This window comes from Flavobacterium sp. GQ95 (assembly GCF_059758655.1).
In genome coordinates, this window is record NZ_JCAXEB010000025.1 from 1 (window position 1) to 15748 (window position 15748).

A 15748-nucleotide genomic window follows, 5' to 3' on the forward strand; every position below is an offset into this window, starting at 1 on the left:
TCCCCTACAGCAACCTGCATTGCAGAAGCGGTAAAATCAACGATAGGTTTTGCCGTTACAGTTACCATATTCTCAGTTGTCTTGGTATTGCTACCTGCAATATTTACTGCGGTAAGGGCTACCGAATACACACCTGGTTCTGTAAAAGTAAACTCGGGATTTTGTAAATCCGAGGTAAAGAGAACAGTACCTGCTTTGGTAATTTTCCATTCCCAGGATGTAGGGGAGTTGGTTGATGCATCGGTGAATTTTATATTTCCCCCTACAGCAACCTGCATTGCAGAAGCGATAAAATCAACGATAGGTTTTGCCGTTACAGTTATCATATCAGCAACTGCCTTAGTATTGCTACCTGCAATATTTACTGCGGTAAGGGCTACCGAATACACACCTGGTTCTGTAAAAGTAAACTCGGGGTTTGGTGAATAAGAGGTAAAGAAATCTGTACCTTCTTTGGTGATTTTCCATTCCCTGAATAGGGGTGAATGGGTAGATGCGTCTGTAAATCTAATACTTTCGCTTACAGGAATCTTTGTTTCTGAGGTAGTAAAATCAGCAATTGGAGTAATATCACTAATATAAACGCCATAATCTTCTACATCGCCAATTAAAAAGGACTCCAATCCATTAACTTTGTTATAAGTTATTGCATTACTTTCAGAAGGATTTCCGGTGCCAATTATCCTCATACGTAATAGCTTATTTTTTATCGCAGTATTGGGTATTACAACATCAGTAATAATCTCTTTTTCTGTATGTGTTTCAGTAGAACCGGTAGCGATTTTTTCATCATTTTCAAAAGCCCCGTTATTATTGTAATCAATATAAGCAGCATAGTATTGAGACATTCCACTATTTCCTCCTTTAATTTTAACTGTTAATGGATAATTATTTCCCGATATAACAGATGTCATTTTTGAACTTGAAAAATCACTATATCCAGAATTTATATAACGGTCTGTTACATTCGACATATTGCTAAAATTAACTTCATAAACAGTGTACCAATCATTAAAATCTGATCGTGTTGTAGAGCTAGCTTTGGGGCTCATGTCAGGAATAACTGTGATTAGATGTTTTATCGTTTTACTATTGGTTCCAATTAAGTTAGTCACGGTAAGAGTAACGGAATAAGATCCCACTTCATTAAAAATAAATCTGGGATTTTGTTTACTCGATACTAAAGTTGTTGTCCCATTGGTTACAAGCCAACTAAAAGACATTCCCGTCAAAAAAGTATCTTTTAATTGAGTATTGAAAATTCCTATCGAGCGATCAAATAAGTCTGCGGAACCATTTTTTGGAATTAGCTGAGCTTTATCAGTAAAATCAGCTATTGGAGCAGATACAGGCACCAAACTATTATTCCCTTCAGAGGGCAAAAATGATTTTCTAGAGCCTTCTAACGCTGTAATTATACGTAATTTTTGATCGTTTGTAAACATATTGGTACATGCATTCTCAGAATAACTCATATAGTTATTAAGAAACGATAAATTTGAAGGATCAATATCACAGGGATTAGTTGTAGTATTTTCACAGATAGAGACTTGCATATGAGCTGGAGTATCATCGCAAAAATCCCCATCTCCTTGTGGACATTGGGTTCCCCCGTTGTCTCCTTGAAAAGTATGATGTAAATTAAAAGCATGTCCTAATTCATGTTCAAGTGTATTGGATATTAAATCTGTGATAGTTCTGGTTATCATAACTGCGCCATCATATTGATACCCGTGTACAGCAGAATAATTAGCATATCCTTGGATCCCGCTTCCCCCTTCGTTATTATCAATTTCAGAGATAATCCAAATATTATAATATTTGGTAGGGTCCCAACTATCTAAAGACTTCAATGTTGGGTCAGAAATTCCGAAACTATCATATTTAACCCCATTGCTCATATATTCTGCATTACCAGACATGTCTGTTCTTGTGATTCCGGTTGTCGCATTATTCAATGGATCTCTAACTGCTAAGGCAAATTCAATTCCTACATCTACTCCATTTCCATTACCAAGAGAACCGGGTATCTTTCTATACCGTTCGTTCAAAACCTTAATTTTTTGGTATATTTGCTCATTACTTATGTTTGTACCTATGCCTATAGGCTCGCCCTTATGCATAACATGTACAACAATAGGAATAATATATACTGAAGAAGTTGCAGATTTTTTTGAAACTGCTTTATTCTGTTTAATCTTTTTTTCAGATTGTAATTTCAGTTCCCTTGCTTTAGGATCTGATTCTAACATTCTTCTAGTAATTTCATCGGCACCACACGGTTCAGGTTTTTTTTTTATTTCCTGGGAAAACGAATTGAGAAAACTCAATAACGAGACAATTAAAAGTATTTTTTTTTTCATTTTTTTTCATTTAAATTAAAAACATAAAAGACTTTATTACAAAGTGCTATAAATAAATATTTGCTTTGATTATTTTCTAAAAAAAAATAATCGTTCAAAAGTAAATAATAAAAGAATCCTCTTTAAATATTTGACCACTCAGCTCTACACGCGTATATAATTAATTATAAATGTGTTTAGTTTAGATGCATTTTTAACATTATCTAGCATAAATCGGAACACTTAAAAAACAAAAATCACTGTTGCTATTTTATTAATCTCAAATATCTTTTTTAACTCATAATTTAATTATCCTTTTAATTTCTTTTGAGTTGAATAAAAGATTAGATATCAAATAAAGCTTTTATTGAAAATATTATGTAATTAAGAAAATAATGAAAACACCATAGTAGTTGTCATTCAACTCAGAGATTGTGGTCTTCAAAATTAGCTTTGGTACTCAAACTGGTAATTTGTCTTCAGGTATTAATCAGAAATCCAAATCTCCATTTATTTTTAATTACTGTTTTTTTGACAATTGTTGGTTACATATGCCTTTTTTAACTTCATCTTAATTATTGTATGTACCGGCAAACGAATTATCAAAAACATGGTGTTTCAGGCTTAGAAGCTAAACCTAAAGGAATAACAATGACTTTTAAAAGAGCCAAAAAGAAATCTAATAAACCTCTAACCAGAGAGGAAGAGCTTTTACTAGAGATAGAATCATTACGATGTGAGAATGCTCTTTTAAAAAAGTTCAATGCCTTAGTTCAAGCCGAAGAAATCAAGAATTTAAAGCGCAAGCCATAATAGAATTAAGGCATCAGTATGATCTTGGCACTATGCTGGGTCATATGAATATGGCACGTAGTAGTTATTATTACTACGAAAAAAAAATGATATAGAAGATAAATATAAATACATTAAAGCGCTGATCAAGCAGATCTACCATGTTCATAAAGGCAGATTTGCATACAGACGTATCACATTACACATTAAAAATAAAAGTTTTTAATTAATCATAAAACTGTTTTGAGGTGAATGAAATATTTAGGTTTAAAAAGCTTAATTAGAGTAAAAAAGTATAAATCATACCAAGGAAAGCAAGGTAAAATAGCACCTAATGTATTGAAACGTAATTTTAAAACTACAATGCCTAATGAAAAATGGGCTACAGATGTTACAGAATTTAATGTCTTAGGAAAGAAGTTATATTTATCTCCCATAATTAATTTGTTTAATCGAGAAATTATTAGTTATGATTTATCCGAAAAACCAAACTTTAACCAAATTACATCAATGCTTAAAAAGTCTTTTGAAAAATACCCGATCAAACTAATTTAATACACCACTCAGACCAGGGATGGCAGTATCAAATGAAACAATATCAATATTTATTAAGACAAAAAGGAATCAGACCAAGTATGTCAAGAAAAGGAAATTGTCTTGACAACGCTGTAATAGAAAATTTCTTCGGAATAATAAAATCAGAGTTGTTTTATCTTAAAAAATACACTTCCATTAATCAATTGAAACAAGAAATAGTTGAATACATAAATTATTATAATAACAATAGAATAAAACTAAATCTAAAAGGAATGAGCCCGATACAATATCGAGCTCATTATTATCAAATTTAATTATAAATTCGTCTAAACTTTTGGGTGCAGTCTATATATACTTGCGTAGTTTTTTTTAAAAACAGTTTGAATTTATTGTCTACACTTGGTTATTTATATAAAGTTAATTTGTGATAGTTTGAAAGGCTTAGAATAGGCCGTAAAACAATATATATCTTAACAAACATGACCTTCATATGAATAAAATAATTGTTCTTTTATCTTTTTTAATTATACACATATACATGCACAACATTTTAAATTACTTTAATCATTAATACTGAAAAACTTTGAAATCCGAATCAACAGGTTTTAAAATGTTACAAACTGCCTAATCTGAGTTTGTAAACAAAACAAATTGGACAGGACCTGTATTAAAGCAGAATGAGAGAATTAATTGTTGGATGTATATCATATTGTCTTCTTATTAATAAGATCAATTCTTAGGTACGATACAAGTTCAATTATCCAGTTTAATTTTTAATTCTACTTATTTTTTCCTGATATTAAATTATATTAATCAAGATTTCAGTTTTACATATACAGAGAATGAAACCTTTTTGTTTAATCCTACTATTTTTAAATCAAATTTGGTTTCCGTAGTTTCGTCTTAACAGTTACTTAGTTTTAGGGATCGATGCTGACACTTTTGAAATGGGTAGCGGAAATCAATATCTTGAAAAAGTTCAAAATATTACAAATGTACCGTAGCAAGATGGTTTTAAAGGATGGAGTCAGGGAAAGGGTGGGGTTCAAAATCGTTACTTTTTCATTAATGATATGTTTTCGTTAACATATAGTGACTTACGGGAGGTAACTTATTTGTGTCATAAAGGGGTAGATACAATGAGCGAAGATTTAAAGGGAGCAAAAGAAAAAAATTAAGACTTCAATAATGATTATAGGGAAGTTAAATTCAGTTAAACCAAATGCTTTTTTGCCCAAATATTTTTTAATGCAAAATCGGACGAGATTGTTTCTGTTTTTTTGGTGCTCCAAGTGTTCCCATTGCAGATTTAAGAGATAATTTAAATAAAGTTTCGCTATTAAATGCTGCTAAATAATTTAATAAGTGTTAATAATTCAGAAAACAAATTCAATCTCAAAGATTCTGGAAAATAAAATTTCAATTTTTGTTTTTGTCTCGATCGTATTTTAAAGAATGCTTAATTGGTAATCCTTTCGTGCAAAAGAATTATTTGTGTTTTATACAATGGTACAAATTCCCAAAATATAAAAAATAGTATTTTAATATAATAGATTGGATTGTTTCCAGTCAATATTTTGTGGGCTTGTTTTGATGGCAGCGGTGTTGTATGTTCAGTCTAATATCATGTTTTTTTAGCCTGACAAAGGAAAGATATGCTTCTGCCTTTGACCGTGTTTTTTTAAATTACTTTTAAGTATGATAATCTTTTTTAATCTTCACTATTGTAATTTAGAAGATGCGATAATCTTTATTTTAGTCCTTTAGAATTTGTATTTTAATTTAGATACTATAAACTATTCAATTATTCAATTGAATAGTTTATAGTATCTTCTTTGATACAATCAAAAATCGAAAGCAGATACAACTTTACAATAATCATTCATTACGGTTAAATAAAGGCAACTTTTGTAAGTACCATGAAACACCAGTTTTAATTCCTCGAATAGAAAATTTTATATATCAAAAACAAAAGTGTGCTGAACTGCCAAAGAACCATTTTGTAACCTTTACTTTTCATAGAAGCTTATTATATATGTATTGTTTCAGATAAACAAATGAGGCTGTTATGTAATTGTATCATCAGCTTATTAAGGTCATAATCATTAAGAAGTTTTTCAATGATAAAATTCTTAATTGAACCAGACAACACATCTGGATAACCAATTTTCCAAGTAGATATATAAACATACTTTAAATTTTAATAAATAAAAAAGGTAACAAATTAGCTCATTAACAGAATATATTGATTTATAAATAGAGGTTTTGTGGGATTTTAATTTGTGTTAAATGCCTTTTAGATGAAAATATTGTGAATTTAATTATGAATGAAAAGTCTTTTTTTGGGATATGAAAAAAAAATATTATTAAGGAGTATATGTGAGTAGTGAAAATTCCTTAATGTTAGTTTTTTTTATAAAACTTTGCAAATAGTTTTGGAACATGTTTAGTTTAAAAAAATAATAATAAATTGTAATCTGATGAAGAAAATTTTTACTTTTTTTGTACTGTTGGCTATTGTCTTGCCCTCTGTTAAGACCCAAGCTCAATTCGTACAGGATTTTAATTCTGGGGGCATTCCTTCAGGATGGAATACTATATCTGTTGCAGGATTTACGGAATGGAAAAAAGATACGCATACTTCTTATAGTCCTTTTACATTGGAAGATGTATTGCATAATGGCTTTCTTAGTGTAGCTAGCCAATTCGAAAATACTAATAATGATTATTTGGTGATTCCGGCGATAACTGTAGTGGCTGGAGTAAATGACCGTTTATCTTATTATGATAAGAATTATGATTTTTCTCCTTCGGTTTATAGTCTTGAGGTATTAGTTTCTATTAACGGAGGTATAAATGTGTCTGATTTCACGGATGTTGTGAAGCCGTTGTATATTCCTCAATCTAAAACATGGAATTACAGAGAAATAGATTTAAGGCTGTATGTAGGACAAACTATACGTGTAGCTATTCATGTGAAGTCTAATGCAGGGACTGGCGTGTTCGTGGATGATTTTGTAAATGACGCTTATTGTTCAAATACGCAAGTAAATGCTGGTGCGAATTTCACCAAGACGTGTACGAGTAATCCTTTAGGAAAGATTATCGGACAAGCACCTGAGCCCGGAATTACTTATTTATGGAGCCCTACTGCGGGATTGGATGATCCAAATATCTCAAATCCTATGGCTAATCCAAATATATCAACATTGTATAAAGTAACTGCAACTAATGCATCAGGATGTTTTAGCTTTGATTATGTAGAGGTTACTGTGAACCAGTCGGTACCATTGGCGGATGCCGGTGTGGATTTTACCAAAACCTGTACCGCTAATAACACAGGAAAAACAATCGGTGTAGCTGCTGTGGCAGGTACCACTTACCAGTGGAGCCCTGCTGCGGGATTATCAAGTGCTACGGTTTCAAACCCTCTGGCTAACCCATCGGTGACGACTACCTATACATTAACGTCAACGAGGACTGCTACAGGCTGTACGGCTACCGATATGGTGACCGTTACCGTGGACCAGTCCGTTTCATTGGCGGATGCCGGTGCGGACTTTACTAAAACCTGTACTGCTAATAACACAGGAAAAACAATCGGTGTAGCTGCTGTGGCAGGTACCACTTACCAGTGGAGCCCGGCTACAGGATTAACGAGCGCAACAGTGTCAAATCCAACGGCCAACCCATCGGTGACGACTACCTATACATTAACAACAACAAGTACCGCTACAGGTTGTACGGCTACCGATATGGTAATGGTTACCGTGGATCAGTCGGTTCCAGTAACGGATGCCGGTGTGGATTTTACTAAAACCTGTACCGCTAATAACACAGGCAAAACAATCGGTGCAGCTGCTGTTGCAGGTACTACCTACCAGTGGAGCCCTGCTGCGGGATTATCGGATGCAGCAATTTCAAACCCAACAGCCAATCCAACGGTGACGACTACCTATACATTAACAACAACAAGTACTGCTACAGGCTGTACGGCTACCGATACGGTGATCGTTACTGTGGATCAGTCAGTACCTACGGCAGATGCCGGAGCAGACTTTACCAAAACCTGTACTGCTAATAACACTGGAAAAACAATCGGAACGACCGCTATTGCAGGTACCACTTACCAGTGGAGCCCTGCTGCGGGATTATCGGATGCAGCAATTTCAAACCCAACAGCAAATCCAACAGTAACGACTACCTATACATTAACGGCGAGCAATACCGCTACAGGTTGTAGCGCTACCGATATGGTAACTGTTACTGTGGACCAATTAGTATTGGCAGATGCCGGAGCAGACTTTACCAAAACCTGTGCAAACAATAACACAGGAAAAACGATCGGTGCAGCAGCGGTGGCGGGGATCACTTACCAGTGGAGTCCGGCTACAGGATTAACGAGCGCAACAGTGTCGAATCCAACAGCCAACCCATCGGTGACTACCACCTATACGCTAACGGCGAGCAATAGTACTACGGGCTGTACGGCTACCGATACGGTGATCGTTACTGTGGATCAGTCAGTACCTACGGCAGATGCCGGAGCAGACTTTACCAAAACCTGTACTGCTAATAACACAGGAAAAACGATCGGTGCAGCAACCGTGGCGGGGATCACTTACCAGTGGAGCCCGGCTACAGGATTAACGAGCGCAACAGTGTCGAATCCAATGGCCAACCCATCGGTGACGACTACCTATACATTAACAACAACAAGTACCGCTACGGGCTGTACGGCTACCGATACGGTGATCGTTACTGTGGATCAGTCAGTACCTACGGCAGATGCCGGAGCAGACTTTACCAAAACCTGTGCAAACAATAACACAGGAAAAACGATCGGTGCAGCAACTGTGGCGGGAATCACTTACCAGTGGAGTCCGGCTACAGGATTAACGAGCGCAACAGTGTCGAATCCGACGGCCAACCCATCGGTAACGACGACCTATACGCTAACAGCGACCAATAGTACTACGGGCTGTACGGCTACCGATACGGTGATCGTTACTGTGGATCAGTCAGTACCTACGGCAGATGCCGGCGCGGACTTTACCAAAACCTGTACTGCTAATAACACAGGAAAAACGATCGGTGCAGCAACTGTGGCGGGAATCACTTACCAGTGGAGTCCGGCTACAGGATTAACGAGCGCAACAGTGTCGAATCCGACGGCCAACCCATCGGTAACGACGACCTATACGCTAACAGCGACCAATAGTACTACGGGCTGTACGGCTACCGATACGGTGATCGTTACCGTGGATCAGTCAGTACCTACGGCAGATGCCGGCGCGGACTTTACCAAAACCTGTACTGCTAATAACACAGGAAAAACGATCGGTGCAGCAACCGTGGCGGGGATCACTTACCAGTGGAGCCCGGCTACAGGATTAACGAGCGCAACAGTGTCGAATCCAATGGCCAACCCATCGGTTACTACCACCTATACGCTAACAGCGAGTAATACCGCTACGGGTTGTACGGCTACCGATACAGTGATCGTTACTGTGGATCAGTCGGTTCCAGTAGCAGATGCCGGCGCGGACTTTACCAAAAATTGCAGTGTAAATACAACAGGAAAAACGATCGGTGCAGCAACTGTGGCAGGGATCACTTACCAGTGGAGTCCGGCTACAGGATTAACGAGCGCAACAGTGTCGAATCCAATGGCCAACCCATCGGTTACTACCACCTATACGCTAACGGCGAGCAATAGTACTACGGGTTGTACGGCTACCGATACAGTGATCGTTACTGTGGATCAGTCAGTACCTACGGCAGATGCCGGAGCGGACTTTACCAAAACCTGTGCAAACAATAACACAGGAAAAACGATCGGTGCAGCAACTGTGGCAGGGATCACTTACCAGTGGAGTCCGGCTACAGGATTAGCGAGCGCAACAGTGTCGAATCCAACGGCCAACCCATCGGTTACTACCACCTATACGCTAACGGCGAGCAATAGTACTACGGGTTGTACGGCTACCGATACAGTGATCGTTACTGTGGATCAGTCAGTACCTACGGCAGATGCCGGTGCGGACTTTACCAAAACCTGTACTGCTAATAACACAGGCAAAACGATCGGTGCAGCAACTGTGGCTGGTACTACTTATCAGTGGAGCCCGGCTACAGGATTAACGAGCGCAACAGTGTCGAATCCAACGGCCAATCCATCGGTGACGACTACCTATACATTAACAACAACAAGTACCGCTACGGGTTGTACGGCTACCGATACGGTGATCGTTACTGTGGATCAGTCAGTACCTACGGCAGATGCCGGAGCAGACTTTACCAAAACCTGTGCAAACAATAACACAGGAAAAACGATCGGTGCAGCAACTGTGGCTGGTACTACTTATCAGTGGAGTCCGGCTACAGGATTAACGAGCGCAACAGTGTCGAATCCAATGGCCAACCCATCGGTTACTACGACCTATACGCTAACAGCGAGCAATAGTACTACGGGTTGTACGGCTACCGATACGGTGATCGTTACTGTGGACCAGTCAGTACCTACGGCAGATGCCGGAGCAGACTTTACCAAAACCTGTGCAAACAATAACACAGGAAAAACGATCGGTGCAGCAACTGTGGCTGGTACTACTTATCAGTGGAGTCCGGCTACAGGATTAACGAGCGCAACAGTGTCGAATCCAATGGCCAACCCATCGGTGACGACTACCTATACATTAACAACAATAAGTACCGCTACGGGTTGTACGGCTACCGATACGGTGATCGTTACTGTGGACCAGTCAGTACCTACGGCAGATGCCGGAGCAGACTTTACCAAAAATTGCAGTGTAAATACAACAGGAAAAAGCATTGGTGCAGCAACTGTGGCGGGGATCACTTATCAGTGGAGTCCGGCTACAGGATTAACGAGCGCAACAGTGTCGAATCCAATGGCCAACCCATCGGTGACTACCACCTATACGCTAACAGCGAGCAATACCGCTACGGGTTGTACGGCTACCGATACAGTGATCGTTACTGTGGATCAGTCGGTTCCAGTAGCAGATGCCGGCGCGGACTTTACCAAAAATTGCAGTGTAAATACAACAGGAAAAACGATCGGTGCAGCAACTGTGGCGGGGATCACTTACCAGTGGAGCCCGGCTACAGGATTAACGAGCGCAACAGTGTCGAATCCAATGGCCAACCCATCGGTGACGACTACCTATACATTAACAACAACAAGTACCGCTACGGGTTGTACGGCTACCGATACAGTGATCGTTACTGTGGATCAGTCAGTACCTACGGCGGATGCCGGAGCGGACTTTACCAAAAATTGCAGTGTAAATACAACAGGAAAAACGATCGGTGCAGCAACCGTGGCGGGGATCACTTACCAGTGGAGTCCGGCTACAGGATTAACGAGCACAACAGTGTCGAATCCAACGGCCAACCCATCGGTGACGACTACCTATACGCTAACGGCGAGCAATAGTACTACGGGTTGTACGGCTACCGATACAGTGATCGTTACTGTGGATCAGTCAGTACCTACGGCAGATGCCGGAGCGGACTTTACCAAAAATTGCAGTGTAAATACAACAGGAAAAACGATCGGTGCAGCAACTGTGGCTGGTACTACTTACCAGTGGAGTCCGGCTACAGGATTAACGAGCGCAACAGTGTCGAATCCAATGGCCAACCCATCGGTGACTACCACCTATACGCTAACAGCGAGCAATAGTACTACGGGTTGTACGGCTACCGATACGGTGATCGTTACTGTGGATCAGTCAGTACCTACGGCAGATGCCGGAGCGGACTTTACCAAAACCTGTGCAAACAATAACACAGGAAAAACGATCGGTGCAGCAGCGGTGGCGGGGATCACTTACCAGTGGAGTCCGGCTACAGGATTAACGAGCGCAACAGTGTCGAATCCAACGGCCAACCCATCGGTGACGACTACCTATACGCTAACGGCGAGCAATACCGCTACAGGTTGTACGGCTACCGATACAGTGATCGTTACTGTGGATCAGTCAGTACCTACGGCAGATGCCGGAGCAGACTTTACCAAAACCTGTGCAAACAATAACACAGGAAAAACGATCGGTGCAGCAACCGTGGCGGGGATCACTTACCAGTGGAGTCCGGCTACAGGATTAACGAGCGCAACAGTGTCGAATCCAATGGCCAACCCATCGGTGACGACTACCTATACGCTAACGTCGACCAATAGTACTACGGGCTGTACGGCTACCGATACGGTGATCGTTACTGTGGATCAGTCAGTACCTACGGCAGATGCCGGAGCAGACTTTACCAAAACCTGTGCAAACAATAACACAGGAAAAACGATCGGTGCAGCAACCGTGGCGGGGATCGCTTACCAGTGGAGTCCGGCTACAGGATTAACGAGCGCAACAGTGTCGAATCCAACGGCCAACCCATCGGTGACGACTACCTATACATTAACAACAACAAGTACCGCTACGGGCTGTACGGCTACCGATACGGTGATCGTTACTGTGGACCAGTCAGTACCTACGGCAGATGCCGGAGCAGACTTTACCAAAACCTGTGCAAACAATAACACAGGAAAAACGATCGGTGCAGCAACTGTGGCTGGTACTACTTATCAGTGGAGTCCGGCTACAGGATTAACGAGCGCAACAGTGTCGAATCCAATGGCCAACCCATCGGTTACGACTACCTATACATTAACAACAACAAGTACCGCTACGGGTTGTACGGCTACCGATACGGTGATCGTTACTGTGGACCAGTCAGTACCTACGGCAGATGCCGGAGCAGACTTTACCAAAACCTGTGCAAACAATAACACAGGAAAAACGATCGGTGTAGCAACTGTGGCTGGTACTACTTATCAGTGGAGTCCGGCTACAGGATTAACGAGCGCAACAGTGTCGAATCCGACGGCCAACCCATCGGTGACGACTACCTATACATTAACAACAACAAGTACCGCTACGGGCTGTACGGCTACCGATACGGTGATCGTTACTGTGGATCAGTCAGTACCAGTGGCAGATGCCGGAGCAGACTTTACCAAAACCTGTGCAAACAATAACACAGGAAAAACGATCGGTGCAGCAACTGTGGCTGGTACTACTTATCAGTGGAGTCCGGCTACAGGATTAACGAGCGCAACAGTGTCGAATCCAACGGCCAATCCATCGGTGACGACTACCTATACATTAACAACAACAAGTACCGCTACGGGCTGTACGGCTACCGATACGGTGATCGTTACTGTGGACCAGTCAGTACCTACGGCAGATGCCGGAGCGGACTTTACCAAAACCTGTGCAAACAATAACACAGGAAAAACGATCGGTGCAGCAACTGTGGCTGGTACTACTTATCAGTGGAGTCCGGCTACAGGATTAACGAGCGCAACAGTGTCGAATCCAACGGCCAATCCATCGGTGACGACTACCTATACATTAACAACAACAAGTACCGCTACGGGCTGTACGGCTACCGATACGGTGATCGTTACTGTGGACCAGTCAGTACCTACGGCAGATGCCGGAGCGGACTTTACCAAAACCTGTGCAAACAATAACACAGGAAAAACGATCGGTGCAGCTGCTGTGGCAGGTACTACTTATCAGTGGAGTCCGGCAACGGGACTATCTGATGCAGCCATCTCAAACCCAATGGCCAACCCATCGGTTACTACGACCTATACGCTAACGGCGACCAATAGTACCACGGGCTGTACGGCCAGTGATGATGTAGTGGTAACAGTTGACCTGACTTTACCGACTGCTGATGCCGGCGCGGATTTTATCAAAACCTGTACTAACAATAACACAGGCAAAACGATCGGTGCAGCTGCTGTGGCGGGTACTACTTATCAGTGGAGTCCGGCAACGGGACTATCTGATGCAGCCATCTCAAACCCAATGGCCAACCCATCGGTGACTACCACCTATACGCTAACGGCGACCAATAGTACTACGGGCTGTACGGCCAGTGATGATGTAGTGGTAACAGTTGACCTGACTTTACCGACTGCTGATGCCGGCGCGGATTTTATCAAAACCTGTACTAACAATAACACAGGCAAAACGATCGGTGCAGCTGCTGTGGCTGGTACTACTTATCAGTGGAGTCCGGCAGCGGGATTAACGAGCGCAACAGTGTCGAATCCAATGGCCAACCCATCGGTGACTACCACCTATACGCTAACGTCGACCAATAGTACTACGGGCTGTACGGCCAGTGACGATGTAGTGGTAACAGTTGACCTGACTTTACCGACTGCTGATGCCGGCGCGGATTTTATCAAAACCTGTACTAACAATAACACAGGCAAAACAATCGGTGCAGCTGCTGTGGCAGGTACTACTTATCAATGGAGTCCGGCAATGGGACTATCTGATGCAGCCATCTCAAACCCAACGGCCAACCCATCGGTGACTACCACCTATACACTAACGGCGACCAATAGTACCACAGGCTGTACGGCAACCGATATGGTGATTGTTACCGTGGATGATGTTCTTCCTAAGGCGGGACCTGACAAAGCAGCTATTCAATTTGGAAGTGTAGAAATGGAAGCAGAAGGTTTTGGAACCTGGACAGCTTCAGTGAATAATCCAGGGACTGCAACTATAATGGAAGCATCTAATCCTAAATCAATTATTCAGGGTTTTAGTACGATTGGTACTTACAATTTTATCTGGACCGCAACCAACGGCTGCCAAGATATAGTTAAGATAGAAGTTGCCAATACCCCTATTGTTGCAGTTGATGATAATTATACCATACTGAAAGGGAAAAAGGATGCTGTGACTGAATCGGTATTAAAAAATGATATATTGAATGGTGTACTTTTAACTTCAAATGATGTGATTTTAACGGGAGTGACAATCCCATTTGGATTAACATTAAATTCGGATGGAACAATTACTGTTTCTTCTGATATAGAAGGAGGAGACTATAATTTAATTTATAGTATATGTCAGAAATTAAATCCTTTAAATTGTGCTAGTGGTAATGTTACTATTTCAGTTACAGATATCTCAATAAAGATTATCGGAGACCAGATTTTTAAGGATGAAAATGGAGATGGTTTTGCAGAAGTAGGAGAGACTGTTGAATTTAATTACAAACTAATAAATAGTGGAAATGTACCGTTGATTAATGCAGTGATAAAAGATTCATTGACAGGAATTATTTTTACAGTGGATAAACTGGATGGAAATGAGGAAAAACCGTTTGTTTTTAGATACACTATTAATCAGAAAGATATTTTTAAAGGATCTATTTTTAATTTAGGTACTGTGAAAGGAGATTATTCTTATGATAATATTGTTTATAAAAGGGAAGCTGAATTAGAAATATTGTTTAATTTACCACTAAGGAATTCTATCCAAGTATTTAATGAAGTATCTGCTAATGGAGATGGCATCAATGATATTTTTTATATTGGTGGATTGGAACAGTATCCGGATAACAATGTGCGGATATATAATCGTTGGGGAAAATTAATTTTTGAACGGTATAATTATAATAATTTAGATATTGCTTTTAGACCATCAGATAGATCATCTTTGACAGTTGGGACTTATTTTTATGCTATCAGATATAAGGATAAAGATTCAGATAGTTATATTGAGAAATCAGGATATCTCTACATAAACAAATAGTATAGATATAATGGGATTTATATGAAAATCATAAATTAGAAATACTAAAAGGACATTCTTTTCTTTGGATTATAAAAAATCGATATTAGAATGTCAAGTTCAGAATGATAGAAGTATCTAAATTTGTTAAGGTGTTCATTTGATGGACACCTTTTCATTTATAATAATGTTGCTTTATCCTAAAAAGGTCTTTTGGCTAATCTTTAAATTATAGTATATAATATACTAAATCAAGGTCGTCAGAGTCTTATACGAAGGACGATTTACTGTTGATACGTTACGATTTTAATGCTTAGTTATATAATTCGACACTTTTCGTAGATAGTGATAGTCTGGCTTTTAGATTTAAATAGGTATCTATAAAAAATTTTGCTCCGGGGAGCGTTGCTATAGAGTTAAATTTTGCATTTTAATAGGGTGAACAAT

The 15748-nt window shown here is 40.0% G+C and carries 5 protein-coding genes and 2 pseudogenes; 6 read left to right on the forward strand and 1 reads right to left on the reverse strand.

Annotated elements, in window-relative coordinates; translation table 11 throughout:
- Window positions 1–2363: M43 family zinc metalloprotease (locus tag AC6CH4_RS25155; RefSeq protein WP_498107946.1), on the reverse strand; the 2363-nt coding region annotated here is incomplete at its 3' end.
- Between the two features lie 630 nt (window positions 2364–2993).
- On the opposite strand from AC6CH4_RS25155, the gene AC6CH4_RS25160 reads away from it, so the two are divergent.
- From AC6CH4_RS25160 to AC6CH4_RS25185, 6 genes and pseudogenes are all read left to right on the forward strand, one after another.
- Complete coding sequence (locus AC6CH4_RS25160; protein ID WP_498107948.1) at window positions 2994–3155, forward strand: hypothetical protein; 162 nt, start codon at window positions 2994–2996, stop codon at window positions 3153–3155.
- 231 nt (window positions 3156–3386) lie between these two features.
- A complete protein-coding gene (locus tag AC6CH4_RS25165; RefSeq protein WP_498107950.1) occupies window positions 3387–3689 on the forward strand; it encodes a DDE-type integrase/transposase/recombinase in 303 nt (100 codons plus the stop codon).
- A 32-nt stretch (window positions 3690–3721) separates the two neighbouring features.
- The gene (locus AC6CH4_RS25170) at window positions 3722–3985 is read left to right on the forward strand and encodes a transposase (RefSeq protein WP_498107952.1); all 264 of its coding nucleotides are present in this window, start codon (window positions 3722–3724) and stop codon (window positions 3983–3985) included.
- Between the two features lie 326 nt (window positions 3986–4311).
- A pseudogene (locus tag AC6CH4_RS25175) lies at window positions 4312–4578 on the forward strand (type IX secretion component PorD family protein); the annotation flags it as partial.
- A gap of 40 nt (window positions 4579–4618) precedes the next feature.
- Window positions 4619–4849, forward strand: a pseudogene (locus AC6CH4_RS25180) (type IX secretion component PorD family protein).
- Between the two features lie 1302 nt (window positions 4850–6151).
- Complete coding sequence (locus tag AC6CH4_RS25185; protein ID WP_498107954.1) at window positions 6152–15322, forward strand: T9SS type B sorting domain-containing protein; 9171 nt, start codon at window positions 6152–6154, stop codon at window positions 15320–15322.
- Window positions 15323–15748 lie beyond the last annotated feature (426 nt).